This is a genomic window from Endozoicomonas sp. Z74 (assembly GCF_057680865.1).
In genome coordinates this window covers 1-26,059 of the sequence record NZ_JBLYZI010000052.1, presented here as the reverse complement: position 1 = coordinate 26,059, position 26,059 = coordinate 1, and the positions used below count along the sequence as shown (strand labels likewise).

26 protein-coding genes are annotated in these 26,059 nt (G+C 51.1%); 20 read left to right on the top strand and 6 right to left on the bottom strand.

The genetic code is table 11. The features are described 5' to 3' along the window. Positions 1–256 precede the first annotated feature (256 nt). From ACNRUY_RS15320 to gluP, 4 genes are all read left to right on the top strand, one after another. Positions 257–2,224, top strand: a complete 1,968-nt coding sequence (locus ACNRUY_RS15320; protein ID WP_488112516.1) for a fructose-1,6-bisphosphatase — start codon at positions 257–259, stop codon at positions 2,222–2,224. 220 nt (positions 2,225–2,444) lie between these two features. Then, positions 2,445–3,929 carry a sodium-dependent transporter gene (locus ACNRUY_RS15315; protein ID WP_488112515.1) on the top strand — a complete coding sequence of 495 codons (1,485 nt, stop codon included), beginning with the start codon at positions 2,445–2,447 and terminating at the stop codon, positions 3,927–3,929. A gap of 2 nt (positions 3,930–3,931) precedes the next feature. Next, positions 3,932–4,030: a MetS family NSS transporter small subunit gene (locus ACNRUY_RS15310; protein WP_488112514.1), complete on the top strand. Its 99-nt coding sequence runs from the start codon at positions 3,932–3,934 to the stop codon at positions 4,028–4,030. Positions 4,031–4,136: 106 nt separating this feature from the next. Next, entirely contained in the window at positions 4,137–5,414 is a 1,278-nt protein-coding gene (gene gluP / locus ACNRUY_RS15305; RefSeq protein ID WP_488112513.1) for a glucose/galactose MFS transporter, read from the top strand. Here gluP and ACNRUY_RS15300 read toward each other — a convergent pair. Further along, a complete protein-coding gene (locus ACNRUY_RS15300) occupies positions 5,401–6,282 on the bottom strand; it encodes an ankyrin repeat domain-containing protein (protein ID WP_488112512.1) in 882 nt (293 codons plus the stop codon). The two genes, gluP and ACNRUY_RS15300, sit on opposite strands and share 14 nt — an antisense overlap. A gap of 85 nt (positions 6,283–6,367) precedes the next feature. On the opposite strand from ACNRUY_RS15300, the gene ACNRUY_RS15295 reads away from it, so the two are divergent. The 3 genes from ACNRUY_RS15295 to ACNRUY_RS15285 all read left to right on the top strand — a co-directional run bounded on the left by ACNRUY_RS15295 (position 6,368) and on the right by ACNRUY_RS15285 (position 11,472). Next, complete coding sequence (locus ACNRUY_RS15295; RefSeq protein WP_488112511.1) at positions 6,368–7,339, top strand: aldo/keto reductase; 972 nt, start codon at positions 6,368–6,370, stop codon at positions 7,337–7,339. Positions 7,340–7,873: 534 nt separating this feature from the next. Next, a complete protein-coding gene (locus ACNRUY_RS15290; protein WP_488112510.1) occupies positions 7,874–9,652 on the top strand; it encodes a DEAD/DEAH box helicase in 1,779 nt (592 codons plus the stop codon). 653 nt (positions 9,653–10,305) lie between these two features. Then, a complete protein-coding gene (locus ACNRUY_RS15285; RefSeq protein WP_488112509.1) occupies positions 10,306–11,472 on the top strand; it encodes a serine hydrolase domain-containing protein in 1,167 nt (388 codons plus the stop codon). A 1-nt stretch (position 11,473) separates the two neighbouring features. Here ACNRUY_RS15285 and trhA read toward each other — a convergent pair whose 3' ends face one another. Continuing rightward, positions 11,474–12,148 (bottom strand): PAQR family membrane homeostasis protein TrhA, encoded by a 675-nt coding sequence (trhA, locus tag ACNRUY_RS15280; RefSeq protein ID WP_488112508.1) that lies wholly within the window; start codon positions 12,146–12,148, stop codon positions 11,474–11,476. A gap of 401 nt (positions 12,149–12,549) precedes the next feature. On the opposite strand from trhA, the gene ACNRUY_RS15275 reads away from it, so the two are divergent. Further along, positions 12,550–13,284, top strand: coding sequence for an META domain-containing protein (locus ACNRUY_RS15275; RefSeq protein ID WP_488112507.1), 735 nt, complete (start codon positions 12,550–12,552; stop codon positions 13,282–13,284). Between the two features lie 6 nt (positions 13,285–13,290). Here the strand turns inward: ACNRUY_RS15275 and ACNRUY_RS15270 are convergent, their stop codons facing one another. Further along, a complete protein-coding gene (locus ACNRUY_RS15270; protein ID WP_488112506.1) occupies positions 13,291–13,737 on the bottom strand; it encodes a YaiI/YqxD family protein in 447 nt (148 codons plus the stop codon). A gap of 58 nt (positions 13,738–13,795) precedes the next feature. Further along, positions 13,796–14,329, bottom strand: coding sequence for a MerR family transcriptional regulator (locus tag ACNRUY_RS15265; protein ID WP_488112505.1), 534 nt, complete (start codon positions 14,327–14,329; stop codon positions 13,796–13,798). A gap of 126 nt (positions 14,330–14,455) precedes the next feature. Here ACNRUY_RS15265 and ACNRUY_RS15260 point away from each other — a divergent pair, with 126 nt between their 5' ends. After that, on the top strand, positions 14,456–15,064 hold the full coding sequence (locus tag ACNRUY_RS15260) for a DUF938 domain-containing protein (RefSeq protein ID WP_488112504.1): 609 nt from the start codon (positions 14,456–14,458) through the stop codon (positions 15,062–15,064). 62 nt (positions 15,065–15,126) lie between these two features. Here the strand turns inward: ACNRUY_RS15260 and pepT are convergent, their stop codons facing one another. Further along, positions 15,127–16,359, bottom strand: a complete 1,233-nt coding sequence (pepT, locus tag ACNRUY_RS15255) for a peptidase T (RefSeq protein ID WP_488112503.1) — start codon at positions 16,357–16,359, stop codon at positions 15,127–15,129. 161 nt (positions 16,360–16,520) lie between these two features. Here pepT and ACNRUY_RS15250 point away from each other — a divergent pair, with 161 nt between their 5' ends. The 5 genes from ACNRUY_RS15250 to ACNRUY_RS15230 all read left to right on the top strand — a co-directional run bounded on the left by ACNRUY_RS15250 (position 16,521) and on the right by ACNRUY_RS15230 (position 20,509). Further along, a complete protein-coding gene (locus tag ACNRUY_RS15250) occupies positions 16,521–17,372 on the top strand; it encodes a CvfB family protein (RefSeq protein ID WP_488112502.1) in 852 nt (283 codons plus the stop codon). Positions 17,373–17,419: 47 nt separating this feature from the next. After that, positions 17,420–18,277 (top strand): bile acid:sodium symporter family protein, encoded by an 858-nt coding sequence (locus tag ACNRUY_RS15245; protein WP_488112501.1) that lies wholly within the window; start codon positions 17,420–17,422, stop codon positions 18,275–18,277. Positions 18,278–18,411: 134 nt separating this feature from the next. Continuing rightward, positions 18,412–18,744, top strand: a complete 333-nt coding sequence (locus ACNRUY_RS15240) for a PBPRA1643 family SWIM/SEC-C metal-binding motif protein (RefSeq protein WP_488112500.1) — start codon at positions 18,412–18,414, stop codon at positions 18,742–18,744. A gap of 98 nt (positions 18,745–18,842) precedes the next feature. Further along, positions 18,843–19,142: an ArsR/SmtB family transcription factor gene (locus ACNRUY_RS15235; RefSeq protein WP_488112499.1), complete on the top strand. Its 300-nt coding sequence runs from the start codon at positions 18,843–18,845 to the stop codon at positions 19,140–19,142. A gap of 146 nt (positions 19,143–19,288) precedes the next feature. Then, the gene (locus ACNRUY_RS15230) at positions 19,289–20,509 is read left to right on the top strand and encodes an aromatic amino acid transport family protein (RefSeq protein ID WP_488112498.1); all 1,221 of its coding nucleotides are present in this window, start codon (positions 19,289–19,291) and stop codon (positions 20,507–20,509) included. A gap of 25 nt (positions 20,510–20,534) precedes the next feature. Here ACNRUY_RS15230 and ACNRUY_RS15225 read toward each other — a convergent pair whose 3' ends face one another. Then, on the bottom strand, positions 20,535–20,972 hold the full coding sequence (locus ACNRUY_RS15225; RefSeq protein ID WP_488112497.1) for an OsmC family protein: 438 nt from the start codon (positions 20,970–20,972) through the stop codon (positions 20,535–20,537). 96 nt (positions 20,973–21,068) lie between these two features. Between ACNRUY_RS15225 and ACNRUY_RS15220 the strand changes: the two genes are divergently transcribed. The 6 genes from ACNRUY_RS15220 (at position 21,069) to ACNRUY_RS15195 (ending at position 25,930) form a co-directional block, all read left to right on the top strand. Next, complete coding sequence (locus ACNRUY_RS15220) at positions 21,069–21,482, top strand: YeeE/YedE family protein (protein WP_488112496.1); 414 nt, start codon at positions 21,069–21,071, stop codon at positions 21,480–21,482. A gap of 2 nt (positions 21,483–21,484) precedes the next feature. Continuing rightward, positions 21,485–21,919, top strand: coding sequence for a DUF6691 family protein (locus ACNRUY_RS15215; RefSeq protein ID WP_488112529.1), 435 nt, complete (start codon positions 21,485–21,487; stop codon positions 21,917–21,919). Positions 21,920–22,012: 93 nt separating this feature from the next. Next, the gene (locus ACNRUY_RS15210) at positions 22,013–22,390 is read left to right on the top strand and encodes a YybH family protein (protein ID WP_488112495.1); all 378 of its coding nucleotides are present in this window, start codon (positions 22,013–22,015) and stop codon (positions 22,388–22,390) included. Next, positions 22,353–22,739 carry a GIY-YIG nuclease family protein gene (locus ACNRUY_RS15205; RefSeq protein ID WP_488112494.1) on the top strand — a complete coding sequence of 129 codons (387 nt, stop codon included), beginning with the start codon at positions 22,353–22,355 and terminating at the stop codon, positions 22,737–22,739. The genes ACNRUY_RS15210 and ACNRUY_RS15205 overlap by 38 nt, the downstream gene beginning before the upstream one ends. A gap of 176 nt (positions 22,740–22,915) precedes the next feature. Continuing rightward, positions 22,916–24,631 (top strand): AMP-binding protein, encoded by a 1,716-nt coding sequence (locus ACNRUY_RS15200; protein ID WP_488112493.1) that lies wholly within the window; start codon positions 22,916–22,918, stop codon positions 24,629–24,631. Positions 24,632–25,504: 873 nt separating this feature from the next. Beyond that, the gene (locus ACNRUY_RS15195) at positions 25,505–25,930 is read left to right on the top strand and encodes an H-NS family histone-like protein (protein WP_488112492.1); all 426 of its coding nucleotides are present in this window, start codon (positions 25,505–25,507) and stop codon (positions 25,928–25,930) included. Positions 25,931–26,059 lie beyond the last annotated feature (129 nt).

The window sequence follows — 26,059 nt, the reverse complement described above, 5'->3', positions numbered from 1 at the left end:
TTTGTGTTGACATTTACTGGAAGTGAATACGGTTTTGCAGTTGCTTATCAACAGCTAACAGATAGCAAGAATAGCCCAGTATTGTGTGCAGTCTTGGGTTGTGTTCAGTATTAAAGGGTAAGATTGCTTTGATCGGAATTGATTATTTTTGATAAACTTCAGGAATAAACGACGGATGACTATTTGACAGATAGACTTTTAGTTGCCAGGCCCTTTTGGGAGTGAATAAAACAATGCACTGTAATACCGGAGCCCCATGAAAGGACTCGAGTATCTGAAGTTGCTCGCCAAGCAATACCCCACCATTGCCGAAGTTACCACCGAGCTGATCAACCTCAAGGCGATTCTGAACCTGCCCAAGGGGACGGAGCACTTTCTTACCGATATCCATGGGGAGTATGAGGCCTTCTCCCACCATCTGCGCACGGCATCGGGCGTGTTGATGTTCAAGATTGATGATATTTTTGGTTACTCCATCTCCGACCAGGAAAAGAAGTTTCTGGCCACCCTGATCTGTTACCCCAGTGAACGGCTGAAACTGGTGAAGAGCCAGGAAGAGCGGCTGGATGACTGGTATCGGGTCAATATTTACCGCCTGATTTCTGTCTGCAAGGTGGTCTCTTCCAAATACACCCGGTCCAAGGTGAGAAAATCCCTGCCTCAGGATTTTGCCTATATTCTCGATGAGTTGCTGAACCTCGAAAGTACGCAACTGAATAAAGAAGATTATTATTACCAGATCATCAACACCATTATTGAGCTGGATCGCTCCGATGAGTTTATTATCGCCCTGAGCAGAGTTATTCAACGGCTGGCGGTGGACAAGCTCCATATCATCGGTGATATCTACGACCGTGGGCCCTTTCCGGATAAGGTGATGGATGAGCTGATGGCTTACCACGCCGTGGATATTCAGTGGGGTAACCATGACATCCTGTGGATGGGGGCAGCCCTTGGACATCCCTTGATGGTGGCGACGGCGATTCGTATTGCCCTGAGGTACAGTAACCTCGAATGCATGGAAGAAGGCTATGGCATTAACATGCTGCCTCTGGGGCATCTGGCGATGGATGTTTATCGGGAGGACCCCTGCCTGGAGTTTATGCCCCGGCAAAGCAAAACCAGTGAAGAGTATTATGCGGAGAAGGACCGCAAGCTGATTGCCAGAATGCATAAGGCCATTGCGGTTATCCAGTTCAAGCTGGAAGGGCAGCTGGTTGGGCAAAGGCGGGAGTTTCAGATGGAAGACCGTAACCTTCTGGAACAGATTGATTATGGGAAGGGAACGGTGTGTATTGATGGTACTGAACACCCCCTCACCAGCTGCCACTTTCCCACCATTGACCCTTCGGACCCCTGTCGTTTGACCAAAGAAGAGCAGGAGGTCATTGACCGCCTGACGTTTTACTTCAGCAACAGTGAAAAACTCCAGAAGCACATCCGCTTCTTTTACACCAATGGCAGCCTGTATCTCAATTATAATGGCAACCTGCTTTACCACGGCTGTATTCTTCTGGATGAAGAGGGTGAGTTTCAGAAGTTGACCATTGATGGCCAGGAATACGCCGGTAAGGCGCTTCTGGACAAGTTTGAAGAGCTGGTTCGTCGAGCCCATTACACGGGGGATAAAACCGATGCGGACTGGCTCTGGTATCTATGGACCGGGCCTCGCTCCCCCATGTTTGCCAAACGGAAAATGGCCACCTTTGAGCGCTACTTCACCACTGACAAGCCGTTGCACAAAGAAGCATTGAATACTTACTTCAAGCTGCGAGAAAATGCTGGAACCTGCCGGAAAATATTGGCTGAGTTTGGGCTTGACCCGGATCATGGCCATATCATCACCGGGCATACGCCGGTCAAAGTCATTGACGGGGAGAGCCCGATCAAAGCCGATGGTCGCCTGCTGGTGATTGATGGAGGGCTTTCCAAGCCCTATCAGTCCCAGACCGGTTTGGCTGGATACACTTTGATTTATAACTCCTGGGGCTTACGGCTTGTGTCGCACAAATCATTCCGCTCACCGGAAGAAGTGGTTTGCCAGGGCGTTGGGGTGAATTCTGAAATGCGGGTGTTGAAAAAGACCAACCGCAAGCGGGTGGCAGACACGGATGTGGGGAAATCCCTGGAGTCCGAAATGACCGCACTTAAATTACTGCTTGAAGCCTACCGAAACGGTCAGCTTCAGGAAGGCGCCCCTCTTCGTCAGGATTTATTGATCTGAATCAATATAACAATCGTCAGTTTTCTGTAAAAGTAACGAACGATGAAAGAAAAGCCGAACCCGAATTCGGCTTTTACGTACTTTTGCAGCTTACCCGCTGCGTACGCCGTACCTCAAAACCTGCGCTACCCCTGCAGGCGTTGGGACTTCGATTTCGCACCTGAGATCAGCGGCAACAGGCATTTTCCCTATTTCTCGATTTTTTTGCATTGGAGTTTTTATGCAACGGGAACAGTGGGCCTCACGCACCGGGTTTATTCTCGCGGCCGTCGGCTCGGCAATTGGTCTTGGCAACATCTGGCGCTTTCCCTATATGGCCTATGAAAATGGCGGGGGCGCATTTCTTATTCCTTATTTCTTTGCGATGCTCTCGGCGGGCATTCCTTTTATGATCATGGAGTTTGGCCTGGGCCAGAAACTCCGTGGCTCTGCACCCAGGGCGTTTGCCCGTCTTAATAGTAAAATGGAGTACCTGGGCTGGTTTCAGGTTCTGATTGCAGCGGTCATTGCCTGTTACTACGTGGTGATTATCGGCTGGGGGATCTCGTATCTTGGGCTCTCTTTCTCTCAGGGATGGGGAAGCGACGCCAACAGTTTCTTCTTCAATGAGTATTTGCAGTTGGGTGGTGACAATAGCCCGTCCAGCCTTGGCTCGCTTCAGTTGCATATTGTGGTACCACTGCTGGTGGCCTGGGCCGTCAGCTTTTACGCGACCTTTACCGGGGTGAAAACCGGTATTGAACGCCTGGGGAAAATCATGATGCCACTGTTGTTTATCATGGTGGTGGTGCTCACGGTTCGGGTTTTGTTTTTGCCGGGAGCCGCGGATGGTGTCAACTGGATGTTCAAGCCTGACTTCAGTGCGCTGCTGGACCCGAAGGTATGGTCAGCGGCTTATGGCCAGATCTTCTTCACCCTGAGTGTGGGCTTTGCCATTATGATTGCCTACTCCAGTTATTTGCCTGAGAAGTCCGATATTAATAACAACGCCATTATGACGGTGTTTATTAATTGCGGTTTCTCTCTGCTGGCCGGGGTGATGATTTTTGCGGTGCTGGGGTATATGGCGACAGAGCAGGGCGTGGCGATGACGGAAGTGGTCAGCTCTGGTGTCGGCCTTGCGTTTGTCACTATTCCAACGGCCATTAATCTGCTGCCCATGCCCTGGTTGCTGGGGCCAATGTTTTTCATTGCCCTGGTCGTGGCTGGGTTCAGTTCCCATATTTCCATCATGGAAGCCATTGTCTCTTCAGCGGTTGATAAAATGGGGTGGCATCGTCGTAAAGCTGCGGCCATTATCTGCTCTGCCGGTGCTTTGCTTTCCCTGGCATTTGCAACCAACGGTGGCCTGCTGTTGCTCGACCTGGTGGATTACTACATAAATAATGTCGCCTTGTTAACCAGCTGCCTGATTGAGTTGGTGCTGGTGGCCTGGGTGTTCCGAAAGCTGCCTGAGCTCAGAACTCATGTAAACCAGGTGTCCGAGATTGTTGTGGGTACATGGTGGGAGTTTTGTATTCGTTACCTCTGTGTTGGCCTGTTGCTGGTGATTGTCGGTAATAACCTGACCACCGCTCTCAGTGAAAATTATGGAGGCTACGCCGCTGTGGAACAGCTGATGTTTGGCTGGGGCTTAATGGCTGCCATGGTGCTGACTGGCTGCCTGATTGCCACCCGTTCTTTCCCTGGTGCTACGGAGGCTTGAATATGACAACCGCTGCAATATTGATGATGGTCTTTGGTTTTGGTGTGACCTGGGGGGGCGCAGCTCTCTGTATTCGAAGGGCAATGGTCTCTACTGAATAAGCGAAAGGCAGATAATGCCCCTTTTAAACTGGAAAGGCTGGGATTCTCCGGCCTTTCTTCGCTCTTATCATTAAATTTTTTAGCTTCAGATGAATGAGTTTCTAAGATGAAAGGTCAAAGAATGACCGGTTATCTGGAGACTGTCATGAAGCCCCTCTTTACCACTACACGTACTTATCGGGTTGCACTGGTGTCTGTGGCCTGTGTATTTGTCATGATGGGCGTTCTGACTTCCCTGAATGATATTCTGATTCCCCACCTTAAAGGTGCTTTCAACCTTAACTATCTCCAGGCGCTCTCCATCCAGGTGGTCTGGTTTACTGCCTATCTCATCACGGGTTACCCGTTTGGACTGATGGTGAGAAAGTCCTCTTACCAACGGGGTATGGTCGCAGGCTATCTGATCAGTGCTCTCGGGTGCTTGCTATTTCTGGCCGCATGGTGGATGGATCATTATGTTGCTTTTTTGCTGGTTCTGTTTATTGTGGCCTCCGGAGTCAGCTTGATGCAGGTGGTTGCCAACCCCTTTGGGGCGGCATTGGGAGATGCAGATACAGCTCATCAGAGGCTGGTTACGTTGCATGCATGTTTTGCATTAGGGACGACCCTGGCCCCCTGGCTGGCAGGCTCTGTGATTCTCGGGGACTTCAACGGCTTCTCTTTCATTGACAGTTCATCCTTGTCCCCCTCCCAGCTCATCTCTGGCTCTTTGCTCCAACCCTACTTCTTTCTGGGGTTGATGCTATTGGGTGTCGCACTGATGACTGCCTGCCTGCCTTTGCCAGATCTTCTATCCCAGGAGCGACATGAGAAAAATCCAGGGAAGGACAGCGCCTGGCGCTATGCTCATACGGTGGCGGGGGCTGTAGCCGCCTTTTTCTATGTGGGGACTGAGGTCTTACTGGGCAGTTTTATTATTGATTTTCTCAGGGAAGAGCAGCCTGATATGCCGGATACAACCATGCCTTTGTTTGTATCGCTTTATTGGGGAGGGTTGTTGGTTGGCCGGGGGCTGGGGCCCTGGGTTATCCGGTTCTGGCAGGCTGACAGGGTGTTAATGGTCAGTGCACTGGCCGCTACAGGTCTGGTGCTAACGGGAATCTTCAGTTCCGGCATCCTGGCGGTGTTAGCCATCACTCTGGTCGGGCTGTTTAACTCGGTTATGTTTCCTGTGATCTACAGCCTGGCTATGAAAGGGTTGTCTCCAGTGGTAGCCACTCAGGCATCAGGCATTATTTCAACCGCCATTGCCGGAGGTGCGGTGCTGCCTTTCCTGGGTGGTTTTATGGCGGACAGGTCAGGGATTACCGCCGCTTTCTGGCTCTCGGTGTTCAGTTATCTGGTGATTTTTGGGTATTCGATTTTATCGGCTAAAGCTCGGTAGTTGGAGTTTCGCACGTCTCATTGATTACTGATAAGCTTGGGGGGAATCGTACCTCGTATCTTTGATTGATATCGGGTTGAGGTAAGCCATCTTGAAGAGTGGGTTGAGAGCTGTTCTTTTGGAGCAATAATGCCACCCTGCTGAGCTCTGAGATTTGAGCAAGTTCTTGAGCTGTATGCCCATCGACTGTTTGTGCTGTAGTGTCAGCGTTGTTCTGTAATAAAAGGTCTACCGTTTCAGTGTGATCATTAACTGCGGCAAGATGTAGAGCGGTATATCCTTCTTGAGTGGTGGCTTCAATATTGAAGCCGTGTTCAAGTAAAATTCTTACAGTTGCGGCATGTCCTGCTTTAGCGGCAAGATGGAGGAGGTTTAAACCATTGCTATCTGTTGCCTCTAGAGCGCGGCGTGAATTATCCATAATGTTCATGAAGACAATAAGTTGTTGGGTGGAGCCTTGGCTAGCCAGTGAACAAGAGAGTTCGTTGAGTTTTTTCCAGGTCTTCGGGTTAATTAATGGGTTTATTTTCAATATGAACTCAATGAGCTTTATCCTTTTTAACTCAATCGCAAGGTGAAGCAACGTCCGGCCTGAAGCGTCTATAGGCCGCATTCCTCTTATCAGCTGTTCTGTAACTGGTGCGTATCTATCCCCGTCCCCACCCTCATAAACCTCATTGGCAGCAGCAGAAAATATGGACTTTATCTCTTTGACCTTGTCGTCAATGACACAATCAATCAATTCTTTTTTGATCCACTCTATACCATCCGCACAACTCACCGCAGGTACCGTTGAAATAAAAAAGCAAATCAGGGCTGCGTAAACAGTAAGAACCCGGCTGACTTGCCATCTTGCTGCTTTTGTCATTCAATCCTTTCCTGTGTACTGTCTGACCATCAATGAATATAGCCAAAGTGGTTAGTCCCGCTTCCCTTTTACAGGCTGTAGAATTATGAACCGAATGCCTCTGAATATTTATCTTCCGGATGCCAGTCGTATCGCCTGTGGTTGCATGGGGTTGGGGGGAGAGTGGGATAACAGTCCTGTTGGCCCTGAGCATATCCGTCAGGCCCATGAGTTGTTGGATACCGCCCTGGAGGTGGGGATTAATTTTTTTGACCATGCAGATATATACACTCTGGGCAAGGCTGAGCAGGTGTTTGGCCAGGTGTTGTCAGAGCGCCCGTCCCTGAGAGAGCGTATTTTTCTGCAGAGCAAATGCGGCATTCGTTTTGCCGAGGGGGATATTCCGGGGCGGTATGATTTTTCCAGGCAGTGGATTATTCAAAGTGTCGAAAACACGCTTTCCCGCCTGCAGACTGATTATCTGGACCTTCTGGTTTTGCACCGGCCAGACCCGTTGATGGAGCCGGAGGAAGTGGCGGATGCTTTTGACCAGCTCTGTTCCGATGGCAAGGTTCGCTACTTTGGCGTTTCCAACATGCAGCTGCATCAGGTTAACTATCTTCAGTCCTGTCTTGATCAGCCTTTAGTGGTGAATCAGTTGGACATGAGCCTTTCCCGGCTGGACTGGCTGGAGGAGGGGGTTCTGGTGAATCATCCTGAAGGTGCTGCAACCGGCTTTACTCCCGGGACTCTGGAGTACTGCCGAAGTCACAATATTCAGCTTCAGGCCTGGGGCTGCCTGAGTCAGGGGCTCTTTACCGGAAAGGATATCTCTGATCAGCCGGAGTCTGTTTTTGCCACGGCCCGGTGGGTGGCCAGAATTGCTGAAGAACTGGAAGTTGCCCGGGAAGCGGTGGTACTGGCCTGGCTAATGCGCCACCCTGCGGGTATTCAACCGGTGATAGGGACGACTCGTCCAGAACGGATCCGGGCCTGTGCACAGGCAATGGGAGTGCAGTTAAGCCGGGAGCGTTGGTATCAGCTGTACGTTAGTTCTAGAGGGCGCAGGCTTCCCTGATCCGTAGAAAGCCTGCTTGAGGCTTGGGTTTGTATGTCACGGTAAATACAGTATCCCCTGCCTAAAAAACACGCTAGAATGGCCCGCCTTTTTACGCACCCATGCCGTGTTTTGCTGACGCAGGCATGGGACTACTGGGAAGTCCTGGCACTTCGTTTCCTGCATTTGCCCCGTTGGGGCCCAGTGACAAGAAAGAGCGGACCCGTCTGTACCAATGGCGGGGACTATCTGACCTTGTTTTCCTCTTTTGAGTGCAGGCCAAGCTTGTTGATCAAGCCTTTTCAAACGCAGTCATGGACTCACGGAGTCTGTTCACAAACAGCCTCCAGGCGATCCGGTGAAATGCCTCCTGTCGCCACTTTAATTGATGCCGCCATTAATGATGCCATCAATGGACAGGAATAAACGGATAGCAGCAACGGGAAGTCCATGGCCTGCAAGAGTACCGACTGTCTTCGGGATTCTGCATCGCCGTTCCATTTCTGACTGCTCCAAGACTCGCCAGCCCGATTTATTGATTTAATGGAGTATTGAATGTCTGATACAGAAAACGCAGTCTCTTTTGCGGATCTTCCCCTGTCTGAACCGGTCATCCAGGCGGTCCAGGATGTTGGCTACGAAAGCCCTTCCCCGATCCAGGCCCAGAGCATTCCGCATCTGCTGGAGGGGCGCGATCTGCTGGGGCTGGCCCAGACCGGAACCGGTAAAACCGCAGCCTTTGCCCTGCCACTGCTTTCTCGTATTGATATGCAGCAGCGGGATCCCCAGGTGCTGGTTCTCACACCCACCCGTGAGCTGGCCATTCAGGTGGCGGAAGCGTTTCAACGTTATGCCCGTCATATGCGCGGATTTCATGTTCTGCCGGTCTACGGTGGTCAGGATATGCGTGGCCAGCTCCGCAGCCTTCAGCGGGGCGCTCACGTGATCGTGGGTACGCCGGGCCGGGTTATGGATCATCTGCGCCGTGGAAGCCTGAAGCTGGAAAACCTCAAAACCGTGGTGCTGGATGAAGCGGATGAAATGCTTCGCATGGGGTTTGTGGATGACATTGAATGGATTATGGAACAAACCCCTGACGAACGTCAGGTGGCTCTGTTCTCGGCCACCATGCCTTATCAGATTCGCAAAATTGCGGATACTCACTTGACCAACCCAGCCACCGTTGAGATCAAGGCAAAAACGGCCACAGTGGACACCATCACCCAGAAAGTCTGCATGGTCAGTGGTTTCCATAAGCTGGACGCATTGACGCGTATCCTTGAAGTGGAACCTTTTGATGCCATGATCATCTTCGTCCGCACCAAGACGGCGACGGTTGAACTGGCTGAGAAGCTGGAGGCCAGAGGTTTTGCGGCGGCAGCGCTGAACGGCGATATGAGCCAGGCACTGCGTGAAAAGGTTGTGGACCGGCTTAAGAAAAAATCTCTGGATATCCTGATTGCCACGGATGTGGCAGCCAGGGGGCTTGATGTCGAGCGAATGAGCCATGTGGTCAACTACGACATCCCCTATGACACGGAAGCTTATGTTCACCGCATTGGCCGCACCGGGCGCGCCGGGCGTCAGGGAACCGCGATCCTGTTTGCGACGCACCGGGAACGCCGTATGCTGCGGGCCATCGAAAGTGCCACACGACAGCGTATTGATACCATGCGGCTGCCTTCCATGAGCGATGTGCGTGATATTCGTATTCGCCAGTTCAAGGAAGATGTGGTCAAAACTCTGGAAATGGGTGAAGAGCTGGATGTATTCCGTGAAATTATTGCGGAACTGGAGCAGGAAAATGCCCTGAGCCATGAAGACATGGCGGCCGCCCTTTGCTTTATGGCTCAGAAAGAGCGCCCTTTCCCCGACGGCAAAGAGCCGGAGCGTCCTCAGCGCGAAAGGCGTGACCGTGGTGAGCGAGGAGAGCGCCGTGAACGTGGCGAGCGCCGTGAGCGAAGCAATGAGGGAATGGTTCGCTACCGAGTGGATCTGGGCCGGGATCAGGGAGTAACTCCTGGTGATCTGGTGGGTGCCATTGCCAACGAAGGAAAGATTTCCGGCCAGAGCATTGGCCATATTCGTCTGTTTGACCGCTGCTCTTCTGTTTATCTGCCAGAAGGCCTGGATAAGGCGGTACTGGATGCCCTGAAGGATGCCCGCATCCGTAACAAGCCCATGGGGTTGAAAATCTGGGCGGATGATGGTTTTCCTGCTGAGCGCAGAGGCCGTCGTGATGGCGGTCGCCGTGACGGTGGCCGCGGTCGCCGTGATGATCGCCGGGGTGGTGGGGATCGCAGGCCCCGCAGGGATAATAACGGTAACCGCTAATCACGGTTAAATGGCTGTGTACTTGCCAGGGAGGGTAAGTACGCTGGCCGAGCCGGTTTCTGGCTCTTTCTGAATGATGGATATATGGGATGGAAAAAAACGTTTATTCGATGACGTTTTTTCTAATCCCGTATAATTAGACTCGAGTCTCTGTTTGTTTTTTTATGCTTATTAAGCACCTGCTTTTCTATTTCTTCTGATAAATAATGCAGTTTTCGCCTATTTGATCATTTTTATGATGTCGTGAGAGTATTTCCCACTTTCATCATCTTTTGACCTTCCTGTAACAACGTTTTAATATATTTTTGCGGTTTGTTGGTTGTTTTGTTTCTTTCTTACTTAATTAGTTGTGCTGATGTTATGCCCTCGGGTTAAGCTGAAAGACAGCTGTCCTGTTTTCCAATGTCTGCAACAGTGAACTCATACACTGAGCTCAAACAATAAAAATAACAATAGTGCTGGCTTCTGCCAGCAAATGCAGAGGGCTCTGCCTGAATACTGAGGCTGTTGGCTGGCGCGAATAAGCCAGTGAGTTGCTGTTGTATTTTATTGCTGTATTTAAAAAGCATCGCTGATGAATGTGATTTCGCTCTGAATCCTGCGCTTCTGGACAATGGTGTTCATTCCCTCTGCATTGACTTTAAGGGAAATGCATGAGACATACATTCGCTCATTTAATGACTTTTGCAATCAGCTTGTTATCGATTGTTTTTCTGGCAAAACCTCTGGCTGCTCAGGCCGTTATTTATCCAGATCCCTTCTGGTTAAGTGATGACCCGGAGCTGCATGGTTTTGATCCCGCGGGACTTGAAAACCTCAAAGGTTATGCCCAGTCCATTCAGTCAGACAGCCTGCTGATTATTAAAGATGGCTATCTTGTACTGGAGGAATATTGGGATGGGGGTGATCAGTATACCCAGCGTCAGGTGTGGTCAGTAACTAAATCCATCACGGCTTTAATTGCCGGTATCGCTGCGGACCAGGGGCTGATTGCTACCAGCGACAGAGCCTCTGATGCCATTGGCGAATGGCGGGGCACAGCCAGTGAGCCGGTGGTAATTGAACAGTTGCTGCGCAATACCTCTGGCCGTTATGCCGATTGCCGCTCAGATACCGTTCCTCTGTCGTACCTGGTGACTGGGGGGCAGTACCCATCCAGGTCAGACTTGACCCAGTATGCAATTGAGCTGCCAACGGTCTGGTCCGCCAGAAAAAAGCAGCAGCACGCCCCGGGTACGGTTTGGGGGTATAACAATATGGCCATACAAACGCTGGATCGCGTGATCAGCCAGGCGGCAGGGATGGCTACGGTCAGTTTTGCCCGGGAAAATCTGTTAACGCCCCTGGAAATGACCTCCACGACCCTGGGGACGGATCGCCAGGGACAGATGGTCATGGCTGCCGGGACCCGTTCATCGGCAAGAGATCTGGCTCGCATTGGTTATCTGGTACTGAACCAGGGGCGCTGGAAGAATCAGCAGGTGGTGTCGGAGGCTTTTATCAGCAATATGCTGTCACCTGGGGTCAATCCGCTGAACCATGCCTATGGCTACTTATGGTGGCTCAATACCGTTGACGGCGAACAGTGGAATAATCCGGCCGTTGACACAGATGTGCGTTGTATCAGTGGCTTGCCACAGTTTACCGCCCGCTATCCGGATGCGCCGGAAGACCTCTACCTGGCGGCTGGTAACAAAGGGCAGTTTATTATTGTCAGCCCTTTGGACAATATGGTGATTGTGCGTCAGGGAAATACCGAGCCACCGGCAACGGTGGTGAATGATCTTTACCGGGAGACGGCAGCCGCGTTACTCCCCTGATTCAGACATCGGGCAGGACATACAGCAAGACCGCAAAGAAATGGCAGGCGCTGCCACCCAGCACGAAGAGGTGCCAGATGGCATGATTGAAAGGCAGCGCTTTCCATAGATAAAAAACCACGCCGGAGGTGTATAAAACCCCTCCGGCCACCAGCCAGGCGATGCCACCGGAAGTCACGTTTGCTGCCAGTTCTCTGGAGGCAAACAGCACCAGCCAGCCCATCAGGACATAGGTGAATACGGACAGTTTCCTGTATTGGGGGCCTAATACCAGCTTGAAGATAACGCCCGCCACTGCCAGTGTCCAGATTACGGCAAAGAGAACCCACCCGGTGGTACCACGCATGCTGACCAGCAGAAAAGGGGTGTAGGTGCCCGCAATCAACAGGTATATGGAGCAATGGTCCAGTAGCTTGAATATCCTCTTGGTACCAGGGTGCTGAAAACTGTGATAAAGCGTTGATGATAAAAACAGTATGATCATTGAGGCGCCATAGATGCTGAAGCTGACAATCCTCCAGACATCGGCCTGAAACGTAGCAAAGGTCACCAGAAGGGTTAGACCAGCAACGCTCAGCAGTGCTCCCAGGCCATGGGTGATGCTGTTGGCAATTTCTTCGGCCAGGCTGTAACTTCTGGGCATCATCGGGTTGCCTGCCGGTATTTTGGAAGCCATAAGGTTCAGTTACTTTCTGTAATCTTCGGTGTTGAGGTCACTGATAATACTGAATATTGATGGTCTCTGCACAATAGCAGTAAGCCCAGGTTGGGTTTTTTATTTTACAGAGCGCCCTTTAGACGGGGTTGCTTAGGCTGGGGTTAAGCTGAGTGTAAAGATGCTCCTGCCATGGAGGAAGGGCCGGTATGCTTTTCCGGATATAAGCGACAGTTGCTATGTAAGTGGGCGATCATTGGCTGTACTTCACCGTGGTATAGCCTTTTCTACTGTAGGTGAGGGCTTTTTTGCTGCAGCCCTGACAGGTGTCCGCCATAGACTATTCTCTTAAAGTCGATTTCTGATTGGGTAAAGAGTTCATCTGCCTGAGGGCTTTTCCCGGAGTAACTGGAGTATCTGACATGACAAGGCTTATTCGCTTTTTTTTGATAATGGTTGCTGGAGCCGTGCTTTATGGCTGCAGTTCAACCGGGAAGCTCAAGATGGTTGATCCTGCACAGGTAGAGAATAAATCCTGGGTGCTTGTGTCCATGAATGGAGAGCCCGTGACGGATGCCAGGGTAACCCTGGAGTTCAGTCCTACAACACCACAACAGGGGCGGGTTAATGGCCGGGCTCAATGCAATGGCTACTTTGGGGGCTACCAGGTTGAAGATAATAAAATCAGCTTCACACCCATGGGCGCTACCCGAATGGCCTGTCCTCCTCCGTTGATGGGACAGGAGTCTGAGTACCTGGGGGCTTTTCCAGAGCTGGACAGTTTGAAAATTGAGGGCTCAAGCCTGGTGTTGAAAAACAGCACAGGGGCTCCGGCTCTTAAATATGCCCTGGAGTCTGCCAGCATCAGTGGACAGGTGGCTCCCTCAAGAGGGCAGTTTGCAGCGGGATCAGAAGTCATCGTCAGGCTTGTGGACAGTAGCAAGCCTGATGACCCGGCAGGCTTAATGGGTATAGAACGTATCCGCCTGGGCAGCAATGCCGCCACAGCGGTTGATTATACCGTGCACTATGCTCCCCAGCGGGTGGATCCCAACCGGGATTACGAAGTGGCAGTGCAGGTGATGCTTCATGGCCGGTTATTGTATACCACCACCATGAAGCCCTTTGTGGAACTGAGGTCTGCTCCGATGAAATAGCCGCGATCAGCCTGACTGGGCCAGAAGCCGGTCAAGCTGGTTGGCAAAGGCCTGGCGGTCCTGCTGGTTTAATGCTGCAGGACCACCGGTGTTAACGCCACTACTGCGAAGTTCATCCATAAAGTTGCGCATGGCCAGTCGCTGTCGGATATTATCCTCTGTGTAGAGTTCTCCTCTCGGGTTCAGTGCCCGGGCCCCTTTTTTGATCACATCCGCCGCCAGTGGAATGTCGGCAGTAATGACCAGGTCACCTGCTTGTACGTGGTTGGCAATATGGTGATCGGCCACATCGAACCCTGCCGGTACCTGAATGGCTTTAATCAGTGGCGAAGGGGGTGTCTGAAGGTACTGATTTGCCACCAGGGTCAAGGGCGTGCCGGTCCTTTGTGAGGCCCGGAACAGTATTTCCTTGATGACGTTAGGGCAGGCATCGGCATCAACCCAGATATGCATTCTGTCGTCCTTATTCGATTCTGAAAGCCATTTTACACCAGCAGGTGACCGTCTTCTTTCAGTTTCTGGAATATTCCCGGATTTTCTGGATTTCTTCCGGGGAGATATTCAGGGACTCTAAAAATTCCTGGTGGGCCTGGGGCTCCATTTTTTCAAACTGCCGGTGCCAGTTGGTCATGTCTTCGTCACTCATGCCGGAAGCTCTCATGATGTCTACCCAGCGTTCTTTTGTCAGCATGTCGTTCTCCAATAGTTCAGGGGTTCCAAGTAATGACATGATGGCAGCCTGCTGTCTGCGCAATTCCATGATTTGCTGTTCAAGGCTTTGAAACTGGCGGTGCAGGGCACCTTCCACAGCGTGATCCTCCTGGTGATCAAGCAGGTTTTTCAGCTGTGAAACCGGTATTCCGAAAGCCCTGAACGCCAGAATATTCTCCAGCCGCCTGGCTTCGGCTTCCCCATACCAGCGGTAACCGTTGTCGGACCGGCTGGCGGGTAGCAGCAAACCCTCCCGTTCATAATAAAGGACAGTGGTTCTGGATATATTGAATTGTCTGGCCAGCTGAGTAATGGTGAGCATTGCAGGTCTCAATCTGTCATCCTGTGGCTATGATGAACCCTGCACCTGTAGTCGGGTCAACCGGTAATTCAGTTTTCTGGACAACATTTCCGGACCGCATTTCCGGACAAGAAAAGGTTCCCCTGAGAGGTGGCTGTGATGGACAAGCGGATGAACAAACCTTTTTCCCAGGCCTGTGAGAATAATAAAAAGCCCATTCTTGAGGCGATTACCCCCTATTTCCAGGGGGTGGGCAGTGTGCTGGAAATAGGCAGTGGCACCGGACAGCATGGCGTTTTTTTTGCCCGCCATCTTCCTCATCTGCAATGGCATACTTCCGATCGGGTTGAAAACCATGAAGGCATTGGTCTCTGGATATCGGAGGCAGGCCTGAATAATCTGCATTTACCGGTGACTCTGGATGTCAGGGCTGGGCAGTGGCCTCTGGCTGAGTTTGACGGTGTGTTTTCTGCCAATACAGCCCACATTATGTCATGGCCTGAGGTGGTAGCCATGTTTGAGGGGGTGGGGCGGATCCTCAGTTCCGGTGGTTTTTTCTGTCTTTATGGACCCTTTAATAACCATGGTCGTTTTACCAGTGACAGTAATGCCCGGTTTGACCAGCACCTGAAGGCCAGGGCTCCTCATATGGGGATCCGCAATTTTGAGGCGGTAGACGCACTGGCCAATGAAAACCGTCTGAAGCTGGTTAAAGATCACGCCATGCCCGCCAATAACCGGACTCTGGTGTGGCAGAGGCTCTTGTGAAAAAACAGGGAGTAACGGTCTTCGGGCATGCCAGCCCGAAGGCTGGCAAGTGCTTTGGTGGATTAATGCCTTTCAGCGGTGAGACGGCAGATATTGACGACAGTCTCTACTGATTTAACCGCCGATTCCACACACAGATATTCATGGCAGCCATGGAAATTCTGGCCGCCAGTGAAGATATTGGGGGTGGGCAGGCCCATAAACGACAGGCGGGCACCATCAGTGCCACCCCGTATGGGTTTTACCAGTGGCTTAACATTGCAGGCTTCCATGGCCTGTCTGGCAATTTCAATGATATGGGGAACTTTTTGCACCTCTTCATGCATATTGGCGTAGGAGTTGGTGATTGAAACGGTCACCCGGTTTTCCCCGAGCTGATGGTTCATTGACCTGGCAATGTCCTCAATCATCTGTTTGCGCTGTTCGAAATGCTCCCGGTCGAAGTCACGGATAATGTAACTCAGGCGGGCTTCATCCACATGCCCCTCCATTCCCATAAGGTGAAAGAATCCTTCGTAGCCTTCGGTTTTTTCAGGCACGTCACTGGCGGGCAGTTCGTTGGCGAACTGGCGGGCCAGGTGCAGGGCATTAATCATCAGGTCCTTGGCGGTACCTGGGTGGACATTTCGACCCTGGAAGACAATATCGGCACTGGCGGCATTGAAATTTTCATATTCCAGCCCGCCTTCGCGGTCACCGTCAATGGTGTAGGCCCACTGGGCACCAAACTTTTCCACATCAAAATGGTTAGCTCCACGGCCAATTTCTTCATCGGGAGTAAAGCCGATGCAAATGTCGCCATGGAGGATATCCGGGTTCTGCTGGAGGTGCTCAATGGCGGTCAGGATAATGGCGATGCCCGCTTTATTGTCAGCGCCCAGCAATGTTGTGCCATCGGTAGTGACTAGTGTTTTGCCGGTGTACTGATTCAGGGAAGGAAAGCTGTCCGGGGAAAGCCGGATGTCTTTTTCGGTATTGAGAATAATATCCTGGCCATCGTATTGCTCGACTACCTGAGGCTTAACCCCTTCCCCGGAAGCGTCCGGGGCGGTATCCATATGGGCGATGAATCCGATTGCAGGCACAGGTTTGTCGGTGTTGGCAGGGAGTTTTGCCATCAGGTAGCCGTTGTCGTCCAGATCCACCGCCTCAAGTCCCATGGCCTCCATTTCCTGCTGGAGTTTTCTGCCCAGATCCAGTTGTCCGGGAGTGCTGGGAACCGACTGGCTGGCGCTGTCAGAACGGGTATTCACCTGCACGTAGTCAAGAAAACGGTTCAGAAACGGAGTCTGCATGTTGTGATTCCAGAGTTGATGAATAAAACGTCCCTAATGTACCGCTGAGCATGATCTTCTTTATTGATTTGAGTCCTGTTCATTGTTTAATGCGCCCAGTGGCGAGGTATGGGGCTGCTGCAGTATACTCCGCGCCCTGAATTCCTCTCTCTGGTTGTGTCATGGCAAAAATTGGTCGAATGAATCGTTTGAAGGTGGTCAACCTCCTGGAGTTTGGCGCCTTTCTGGATGGGGGGTTGCTGGATGATATTCTGCTGCCCAGACGCTTTGTGCCTGCAAATTGCCAGGTAGGGGATGAGCTGGAGGTGTTTGTCTATCTGGACTCTGAAGATGTCCCTATTGCCACCAACCTGAAGCCAAAGGCCCAGGTGGGGCAGTTTGCCTGCCTCAGAGTCTCGGACACGAACCGGGTGGGGGCGTTTCTGGACTGGAATATGCCCAAAGAGTTGCTGGTGCCCTTCAGTGAACAGAAAGACCGTATGGAAGCCGGGAAGTTCTATGTGGTCTATGTGTATCAGGAAAAACAGACCTACCGGATTGTTGCGTCCTCCAAAATCAGCAAGTTTTTATCCAGTAAGCCCCACGCATACCGCAGTGGTCAGGCGGTGTCACTGATGATCTGTGACCAGACGGATATTGGCTATACCGCCATTATTGACGGGCAATACATGGGCGTTCTTTTTCATCAGGAACTGACCAGCTGTATGGGTGATGAAAAGGTACGCAAGGGCAGGAAACTGGATGGTTTTATCAAGCGTGTCAGGCCGGATGGGAAAATTGACCTTTGCCTGAGAAAGCCGGGCTTTGATAAAGAAGGTATCAACGAGCTGGGTACCCTAATTCTGGAGCGGCTGAACGAGGCAGACGGCTATCTTCCCTTTAATGACCGTACTGACCCTGCAATATTGAAGCGGGAGTTTTCGGTGAGTAAACGGAGCTTTAAAATGGCGCTGGGGGGGCTGTATAAGAAGCGACTGATCCGTATTGATCAAGACGGAATACGTCTTTTATAAAACCGCTCCTGTAAACACCTTATTTTCTGGAAAATGGAGGCTGCCCTATGTCGACGGTTCTGTTGACCCTGGTTTTACCGGTGATCCTTGGCTTGATTATGCTCTGTGTCGGTATCCGGTTAACACCGGCCGATTTTTATCGGGTGTTCAGGCAGCCTCTGAAAATTTCTGTGGGCCTGGTGCTTCAGTTGCTGGGGCTGCCATTACTGGCTGTGGGGTTGATGGCTGTTTTTCCGTTGCCGGAATCCGTAGCCATTGGTATCTGGCTGCTGGCCCTGTCACCGGGTGGGGCGACCTCCAATGCCATCAGCCCTCTCTGTGGTGGTGATGGGGCGCTTTCCATTTCCATGACCGCCATCAGCAGCATGGTCATTCCTGTCACCTTGCCTCTTTTATTGCCCCTGGCGCTTCCCGGGGCTGAGCTGGCCATGCCCTTTATGCAGACCTTCATGCAGGTAGCTCTGGTGACGATGGTGCCTGTTGTTCTGGGAATGGGAATGCGGCGTGTTGCAGGGGGAAGTAGAGTGGACGGCTGGCAGCCGATGCTGGAGAAGCTGTCCTTTGCCGGGTTATTGCTGACGGTGTTGCTTGTGATCATTGCGAATTTACAGGTGCTCGACCAGCTATTGTCCGTTGCTTCCACCGCTTCTCTGTTGCTTTGTCTTGCGGGGATGCTGCTGGGCTACCTGGGAAGCCGGTTCTGGCCTTCTGACAAGAAACTGCCGGCGACCTATATGGTGGAAGTGGGGATGCAGAATGCCGGAACGGCTATTTTTGTTGCCACTGCCCTGATGAACCGGCCGGAGTACGCTCTGACCCCTCTGCTTTATGGCATATTAATGAACCTTCCCGTCGTTGCCTTTATCTGCTGGCATCGCCGTCGGTTGCCCCTTGCGTCCCATTAACAGGGGGTATTTCTCTTTATGGTGTATGGGGTCTGGTTCCTGTAGAATGCATCGGTTTTGCAGTCCTCCCTGAGGCGTTGTTTTGGAAAAGACAGGCCTGAAGGAGGTCTTTGACGGACTCTACAGGTGATCCTATGGGCAGATTTTATACTCAGACCAATCTACAGATTGATGACAAGCAATCCCACCGCGTGTTTGATGGTAAAAAGCTGGCCCGCCTGGGGACGGAGAAAAACCCCGCCTCGGTGGTGGTTCAAACCGAAGAGCGCAAGGCTGAGCTGGAAAAAGCGTTTGTTGAGGGCGGCTGGTCGTTCTCCATTGAAGTCAACGAAGAAAAAGCAGAAGACATTTCTGACCTGGAAGTCTTGCGCAATACACCTACAACAACGGTTCTGGATAAGCTGCCAGGACGCAATGATCCCTGCCTTTGCGGAAGTGGCAAGAAGTTCAAGAAGTGCTGCGGTTAAAAACCGGATCTTCCCTTCAGTCTGAAAAGGCAGTGGAACCGGTGACATGATCTGTGGGATGATTTCACCGGAATGGACTGGATGGCTTTTACCCTCTTATGATTGTTGATATGGCCAAAATGCGGGCCAATGCCCGGGAAGCTGTCACCTTATTAAAAGCCCTCAGCAATGAAAACCGCCTGCTGATTCTTTGTCAGCTTGCGGAAGGTGAGGCTTCTGTGGGGGAGCTGAACCATCGTGTTGACCTCAGTCAGTCCGCACTTTCCCAGCATCTGGCGGTATTGCGCAGGGATGGGCTGGTGGCCACCCGCCGGGAGTCCCAGACCATTTATTACCGGCTGGCCAACCCGAAAGTCAGCAGTATGATTGAATATCTTCACAGTCAGTTTTGCCAGTAGCGGCTATATATTGACCTGTTCTCTCTAAACCCTCCTTTTGATTTCTCCCCATTCGTTGCTCTGTGTCCCCTGGTGAATGGCAAAAAGCTTATTCCCGTCCATTATTAAAAAGTGACTTTCACAATCAACGGCTGGTGGACACAAGAATGAAGAGTCAAACACTGGGGAGCAGCCTGCTGGTGGCTGGCACCTCTATTGGCGCCGGGATGCTGGCGCTGCCGCTGGTGGCGGCCTTGACCGGGTTTGGGTGGGGAGTGTTGCTGATGTTGATGATGTGGGGGTTGGCAACCTATGGCGGCCTTCTGATTGCCGAAGCCTGCAGGGCGTGCCCTGAGGCGGATAACCTGCACGGGGTTATGGGGCAGTTGATGGGCCCCGTTGGGCAGCTGATTGCCGTGGCGGCAATGCTGTTTCTTTATTATTCCCTGTGCGCGGCCTATATATCCGGCGGAGCCAGTGTTCTGGGCAGCCTTTTATCCAGAGAGGGAATAGACCTGCCGTTTCGTGCTTCAGCCATTATCGTGGCTTTACTGGTGGCAGCTTTGGTGGTGACCGGTACCACTGTGGTGGACGTGGTTAACCGGGTTATGTTTGCCCTTATGCTGGCGTTTTTGCTGTATATCCTGTTTTTTCTATTGCCGGAAACAAAGGTGGAAAATATCGCTTTAAGCATTTCCATCAACCAGGGCAGTCTGATGCTGTGGCTGGCTTCTCTTCCAGTGCTTTATACCTCTTTTGGTTACCATTGTGCAGTTCCCACGGTAGTCCAGTATGTGCAGGGTCGTCCAGAACGATTCCGGCAGGCGCTGATGGGGGGAAGTATCCTGCCATTTGGGATTTACCTGTTCTGGATGGCGGTGGTGATTGGTGCGCTTTCTTCCGGCTCAGTGGTTGAGATGGCTCACAAAGCCGGTGGCGTGAATCAGTTAATGAGTGCCATTGGGCACCTGTCCCAGTCAGACAGCTTTGATTATGTGATCAGCGGGTTTGCTGCCTTTGCCCTTGGCACCTCTTTTCTTGGGGTCGCGCTGGGGCTCTTTGATTATCTGGCTGAAGTCTGCGGGCGCTCCAATGGTTTGATCGGTCGCATGGAAACCATCACCCTGACCTTGTTGATCCCTTTACTGGCGGCTCTGTTCATGCCAGGAAGTTTTGTCACTGCCCTGGGCTATGCCGCCATTGCTCTGGTTATTCTGGCGGTCTTTATTCCCGTAGCCCTGGTTTGGAAAGTCCGGAAAATGCACATGGAAGAGCCCTATCAGGTGGCAGGGGGGCTCCCTGCCCTTGTGGTTGCTGTTCTGGTCGGGGTGGCAGTGATTTTTGCCCAGATAGGCGTGGTGACCGGAGCCCTGCCTTCTATCGGATAGAGAGGCCGGGCGGGTATCGCTGTAATCAGCAAATGCTCTGTTCAATGACGGAGGTATGGGCAATATTATCGTGGACCGGGCAGCGAGCGCATACACGGTCCAGGAATGCCTGTTTTTCCCCGTCGTTCATGTCCGCCTCAATGTCCGCTTTCACCGTAAACTGTTGAAAGCCTACCCGGTCCTCGGTGGCTTTTCCCAGTAAGCCTGCTGAGTTCATCTGTCCGTCGACGTCTATCTTAATCCCCCGCAGATTGATCTTTTCCTGTATGGCAACGATTCTGGCAATACTGGCAATGCAGCCGGCGACGGACGCCAGAAAGTATTCCAGTGGATTTGGGCCGGCATCCTGGCCACCCGCATTTTTTGGCTGATCAATCAGTATTGAATGGTTACCCGCCTGGACCTGAATCTGAAAGCTGTTTTCCATGGTGGCGGATACTGAGACGGTTTTATTGACTGCCATAGTGATGAACCTCTTGCAGGGTTGAGTATTAGTGTTTGCTAATATAGCATATATTGTATTAGGTATGTCTAATGTATTTTGTTTGGAGAATAGGATATGACGGATTTTACGCCGGTAACCGGCCTTCTTGGAGGGGCCCTTATCGGAGCTTCTGCGGCTCTTCTGTTATTCAGCCATGGACGTGTTGCAGGCATTTCCGGAATTCTGGCGGGCCTGGCCTCCCGGGATTTTGCATGGAGAATGGTGTTTGTCGTGGGGATGATGATTGGGGCTTTAGTGATTTTTCCTGCTGGAGCGGACCTGCCACAGCCTTCTGATAGCAGCCCCTTAAAGCTTGCAGTTGCAGGGCTTCTGGTTGGCTTCGGCACCCGCCTTGGCAGTGGGTGTACCAGTGGCCATGGTGTTTGTGGCCTTGCCCGGTTTTCAGTGCGTTCCCTGGTGGCTGTCATGGTCTTTATGGGGGCAGCGGGTGTCACGGTTCTGATTATTCGTCATGGATTGGGAGTTTGACTGTGTTTCAATATCTGTTTCGATATCTCTTGTCCCTTGCAGCAGGGCTGCTATTGGGTGCGGGGCTGGCAGTGTCTGGCATGATGAACCCGGAAAAAGTACTGAACTTTCTTGATATTGCCGGACATTGGGACCCGACTTTGCTTCTGGTTATGATGGGGGCTGTTGTTGTGAATACACCAATCACCCAGTGGGTGATGAAAGGGAGAAAACCCTTATTCGCTGAGCAGTGCTTTCTGCCTTCCAGGAACAAAGTGGATATCAGGCTGGTGAGTGGCGCCATTGTTTTTGGTGTTGGCTGGGGAGTCGCGGGGATATGCCCGGGACCGGCTGTTGTTCTGGTGGTCACAAACCTATCCTCTGTCGTTTGGTTTCTGCTCGCCATGGGGGCGGGTATGTTTGCATACAGCTTGTTAGCCAGGAAGTTCCACTGGTAAGTCTTCCAGGTGTTATTGAGATGGGAAAACTCGTCTTAAGGATTTGAAATGGTCTATTTTTTTAAAGTTCTTTAAATAGGCAGGATACTTTTCATGGCCCATCTGGATCTGGACGCATTTTTTAAAAAGCATGCTGAGTATTATAAAAACGGTGATGCAAGAGGAATTATGCAGCACTATGCGGACGCCTCTCTTTTCTGGGAAGCCTGTGGCAGCAGCCTTAAGGGAAGGGATGAAATCCATGGCTGGTTCAGTATTATGTTCAGCCGCTGGGAAGTGGAAACCATTGAGTATGAGCTGGCTGCTCACCGGGTGAGGGGAGACTTGGCTTGCTGTGCCTGCTTCTGGCATATCCGCTGCTGTGAAGAGGGGGCATCGGAAGGGATGAGAAATGTGTTAGTGCGAGCAACTTATTGTCTGGAATATACTCCGGATGGTTGGAAAATCTGGCATGTTCATAGTGGGGTTTGATTACAAACTGTTATCAGGGGTTATGTTGAAAGAACAAGGGAAGAGAGATGCTAAGGGTGAGTGGCTGGTGTATATGATTCTGGCCAGTGATAACAGCCTATATACAGGAATCACGACGGATATTCAAAGACGTTGGCGGCAGCATTGTGGATTGTCAGGAGGTGCCCGCTTTTTTCGTGGTCGCAGGCCAGTCAGGCTGGTTTATCTTGAGCAGGGCCATGATCGCTCCTCGGCCAGCAAGCGTGAAGCAGTCATAAAAAAAATGACGCGCAGCGCTAAACAGGCATTGCTCAAGGAAAAGTGGAATCGTTGTCAGTCGTGGGCTGATCGGTTAATGCCGGAAAAATAATGATGGGAAAGATCGGCCCAGAGATGTTCTACAGTCGCTGTCGTTTAGTTGTTGTCGTTTAGGTGTGGATTAAAACAAAAAATATCATAAGATTACAATAATGGTTCAAGGAAGCGCGATTAGATAGTATGATTCCCGGGAAATACTAAAGATATAACAATAAACAAGAGGTGTTCATGGAAGCCAGTTTCTGGAACGGCAAGCGCGCACCGGGTGTAGCAGACCATATTGATTTTGACCGATTCAAGCACCTGGGAGAAGTCATTGAGTATGCGGTCAGTGCCTACGGAGAAAGGCCTGCCTATACCAGTCTGGGGAAAACAGTCACCTTCAGCGAGATTGACCGCCTCAGCACCCGGTTTGCGGCTTATCTGCAAAATCACACCAGTCTCAAACCAGGCGACAGCATCGCTATTCAGCTTCCCAACCTTCTGCAGTACCCGGTGGTGGTTTATGGAGCCATCAAAGCGGGCCTGGTGATCGTCAATACCAACCCTCTGTACACGGCCAGGGAGATGCACCATCAGTTTAATGACTCGGGAGCCAAGGCTCTGGTGTGCCTGAATGTGGTGGGGCATTTGGTGGAAGAGATTATCCAGGATACTCCCATCAAACACCTTATTGTCACAGAGCTTGCGGATTTACTGCCCTGGCCGAAAAGAACCCTGGTCAACCTTGCAGTAAAACACGTTAAAAAAATGGTTTCCCCATTTCACCTTCCCCAGGCGCTGAGTTTTAATCAGGCTCTGAAACTGGGTGGCCAGTCCCGGTTCAGCAAACCACTTCCTCCAGGGCCTGACGACATTGCTGTTTTGCAATATACCGGTGGTACCACGGGTGTGGCGAAAGGCGCGATGCTGACTCACCGGAATCTCATCAGCAATGTACTGCAAACTTCCAGTGTCCGCTCTCAGCTGGGTGATGATGGTCAGCCTTTGACCAAGGCCAGTGGTGATACCGTGATTGCGCCTCTACCGCTTTACCATATTTATGCGTTTACGGTTCACCTTATGTCCACTTTTGAGCTGGGTGGGCACAGTATTCTGATTGCCAACCCCCGGGATATGGACACCTTCGTTAAGGCACTGAAACCCTGGAAAATGAATGTGTTCATTGGTTTGAACACCCTGTTTGTAGGATTGATGAACCATCCAGGGTTCAGGGAGCTGGACTTTTCAGAGCTGACGGTGACCATGTCCGGTGGTACTGCCCTTCAGGCTGCGGTGGCAAATCGCTGGAAAGAGGTAACCGGATGCTCTATTTCTGAGGGGTATGGGCTTTCAGAAACGTCGCCAGTGGTGTCTCTGAACCCTGCTGGTGACTTTGCCCGGCTGGGCACTGTTGGTTTGCCCATGTCAGGAACTGCGTTGAAAGCGGTTGATGATGATGGGAATGAAGTGCCACTGGGTGAGCGGGGCGAGCTCTGTGTGAAAGGCCCCCAGGTCATGAAAGGATATTGGAAGAGGCCTGAGGCCACCGCTGAGACCCTTTGTGAAGAGGGCTGGTTGAAAACCGGGGACGTCGCCATTATTGATGAAGAAGGTTATGTGCGTATTGTTGACCGGGTAAAAGATATGGTGCTGGTGTCCGGATTCAATGTTTATCCTAATGAGATTGAGAATGTGGTGGCCAGGCATGAAAAAGTGCAGAACTGTGCCGTAATTGGAGTACCTGACGACAAGACCGGCGAGGCTGTTAAGTTATTCATCATTGCAGGAGATAAGGGGCTGACCCCTGATGAGGTGAAGGAGTATTGCCGACTGCACTTGACGGCGTACAAGGTACCGAAGCAAATTGAGTTCCGCGATGATTTGCCAATGACGCCGGTGGGGAAAGTCTTGAGAAAAGACCTTCGTGCCGAAGAACTGGATAAAAGAAAAGCCGCTTCCTGAGCGGAAGGTGTTAATACAGCGGCTGTTCTGGAAAATCTCTGCCAGACAGCCGCGGATTTGAAAAGACCGCGGTTTATCTCTCTGTAAGTGTTTTCCAAATTCCGATGGGTATTCTCTGCTTATGGCTACAAGGGGGTGAATTTCCAGAAGCTGAAAAGCCATTTTAATTTATGGCTGCCTTTTTATTTCATTTGTGTGTGAGCCCTGAGGAAGATATCAAGTCTTGAAAAGGTTGCCTTTGCCCTGTAAGGGGGCAGGGTTGTATTTAATGGATGGCTAAATGATTGCAAGGTAATAAGTAGGTTGAGATTAATAATTATGATTATATAAGAGGGTCGCGTTTAGGCGATGCTTTATACGTAATGACCGAAGAAGGAGGGGTTAAAAAAAAGAGCCTGGTAAATTGAGTGGCAGACTGAAAAATATGAATTAGAATTAACACCTTCAAAGCAATCAACTGATGGGGCTGTAAGAAACGTTAATTTCAGGGGTAGTCGCTTTTCACATCTTGTCATCTTTAATAGTGTTTTATCATCCCTTGCTGTCAGGGGGACGTGGTTTTCTGTCAACCCTCAGGCTTGCTTTGAATCAACCTTGGTGAATCACTGGGAGATACTCGTTATGAGTTTTTTGGAAATGATGCGATTTTCTGAAAAAAAGGGGCGGTACTTCTGAGGGTTAATTGCTCAGAAGCCGGATACGGCTAAGAGGGAAAGAATTCCTTGTTGACAGGAATCATTGTCTCGCCAGCTAACAGGTAGTCAGGCAGAGTCACTCTATTTACAGATTGTTTTGACAATGTTAGATTACTTCGTTTGTTTTCATAAACTTTTTATGATTTGCTCTTTTATTGCATAAATGGTTGCAAAAAATATGAATATTTTTGATGAAGCTCTAAGCGTTCTTAAATCTAAAGTCCAAATTCGTAAACTCTTCCATGATATGCATGCTGAAGATATTCAGCGTGTGATCAGCCGGGTAGAAGCGATCTATGAAGAAAAGCTGATGATCCAGATGGAAGCAGAAGAAGAACAGGCCCGCAAGCGTGAAGCGATCGAAGCCGTCTCCAAACAAATGCAGGAGCTTGGACTTTCCCTGAATGATCTTCAGGGGCTGGTCGGTGAAGGCAGCACCCGCAAAGGGAAGCCTCGCCAGCGCTTCCTGTTCCGTTATGAAAACGCTGAAGGTAACTCTGTAGACTGGGAAGGGGCGACAACAGGCCGTATCCCTGCTGAGTTTTCTGCTTATCTGGAGCGCACCGGTAAAGACCGCAAGGCCTGCATCGTTTCTGAGCTCTAATCTGTAGTAGTTCAGACCTGATCTGACAGTCACCGATTTTTCAGAGGGTGTCTGTCAGGTCAAATTCAGGCTACAAATTTTTCCTTCCAGATCTCTTTGCCATCTATCAGAGTTTCCATTGGCGTTCTT

Coding starts and splice junctions, on each gene's coding strand:
- ACNRUY_RS15295 (WP_488112511.1), top strand. CDS start 6,368: ATGAACCGAATGCCTCTGAATATTTATCTTCCGGATGCCAGTCGTATC.
- ACNRUY_RS15240 (WP_488112500.1), top strand. CDS start 18,412: ATGGGCAGATTTTATACTCAGACCAATCTACAGATTGATGACAAGCAA.
- ACNRUY_RS15205 (WP_488112494.1), top strand. CDS start 22,353: ATGGTTGGAAAATCTGGCATGTTCATAGTGGGGTTTGATTACAAACTG.
- ACNRUY_RS15235 (WP_488112499.1), top strand. CDS start 18,843: ATGATTGTTGATATGGCCAAAATGCGGGCCAATGCCCGGGAAGCTGTC.
- ACNRUY_RS15195 (WP_488112492.1), top strand. CDS start 25,505: ATGAATATTTTTGATGAAGCTCTAAGCGTTCTTAAATCTAAAGTCCAA.
- ACNRUY_RS15260 (WP_488112504.1), top strand. CDS start 14,456: ATGGACAAGCGGATGAACAAACCTTTTTCCCAGGCCTGTGAGAATAAT.
- ACNRUY_RS15210 (WP_488112495.1), top strand. CDS start 22,013: ATGGCCCATCTGGATCTGGACGCATTTTTTAAAAAGCATGCTGAGTAT.
- ACNRUY_RS15285 (WP_488112509.1), top strand. CDS start 10,306: ATGAGACATACATTCGCTCATTTAATGACTTTTGCAATCAGCTTGTTA.
- ACNRUY_RS15220 (WP_488112496.1), top strand. CDS start 21,069: ATGACGGATTTTACGCCGGTAACCGGCCTTCTTGGAGGGGCCCTTATC.
- ACNRUY_RS15300 (WP_488112512.1), bottom strand. CDS start 6,282: ATGACAAAAGCAGCAAGATGGCAAGTCAGCCGGGTTCTTACTGTTTAC.
- ACNRUY_RS15230 (WP_488112498.1), top strand. CDS start 19,289: ATGAAGAGTCAAACACTGGGGAGCAGCCTGCTGGTGGCTGGCACCTCT.
- pepT (WP_488112503.1), bottom strand. CDS start 16,359: ATGCAGACTCCGTTTCTGAACCGTTTTCTTGACTACGTGCAGGTGAAT.
- ACNRUY_RS15245 (WP_488112501.1), top strand. CDS start 17,420: ATGTCGACGGTTCTGTTGACCCTGGTTTTACCGGTGATCCTTGGCTTG.
- ACNRUY_RS15200 (WP_488112493.1), top strand. CDS start 22,916: ATGGAAGCCAGTTTCTGGAACGGCAAGCGCGCACCGGGTGTAGCAGAC.
- ACNRUY_RS15275 (WP_488112507.1), top strand. CDS start 12,550: ATGACAAGGCTTATTCGCTTTTTTTTGATAATGGTTGCTGGAGCCGTG.
- ACNRUY_RS15315 (WP_488112515.1), top strand. CDS start 2,445: ATGCAACGGGAACAGTGGGCCTCACGCACCGGGTTTATTCTCGCGGCC.
- ACNRUY_RS15310 (WP_488112514.1), top strand. CDS start 3,932: ATGACAACCGCTGCAATATTGATGATGGTCTTTGGTTTTGGTGTGACC.
- ACNRUY_RS15225 (WP_488112497.1), bottom strand. CDS start 20,972: ATGGCAGTCAATAAAACCGTCTCAGTATCCGCCACCATGGAAAACAGC.
- trhA (WP_488112508.1), bottom strand. CDS start 12,148: ATGGCTTCCAAAATACCGGCAGGCAACCCGATGATGCCCAGAAGTTAC.
- ACNRUY_RS15270 (WP_488112506.1), bottom strand. CDS start 13,737: ATGCATATCTGGGTTGATGCCGATGCCTGCCCTAACGTCATCAAGGAA.
- ACNRUY_RS15250 (WP_488112502.1), top strand. CDS start 16,521: ATGGCAAAAATTGGTCGAATGAATCGTTTGAAGGTGGTCAACCTCCTG.
- gluP (WP_488112513.1), top strand. CDS start 4,137: ATGAAAGGTCAAAGAATGACCGGTTATCTGGAGACTGTCATGAAGCCC.
- ACNRUY_RS15320 (WP_488112516.1), top strand. CDS start 257: ATGAAAGGACTCGAGTATCTGAAGTTGCTCGCCAAGCAATACCCCACC.
- ACNRUY_RS15290 (WP_488112510.1), top strand. CDS start 7,874: ATGTCTGATACAGAAAACGCAGTCTCTTTTGCGGATCTTCCCCTGTCT.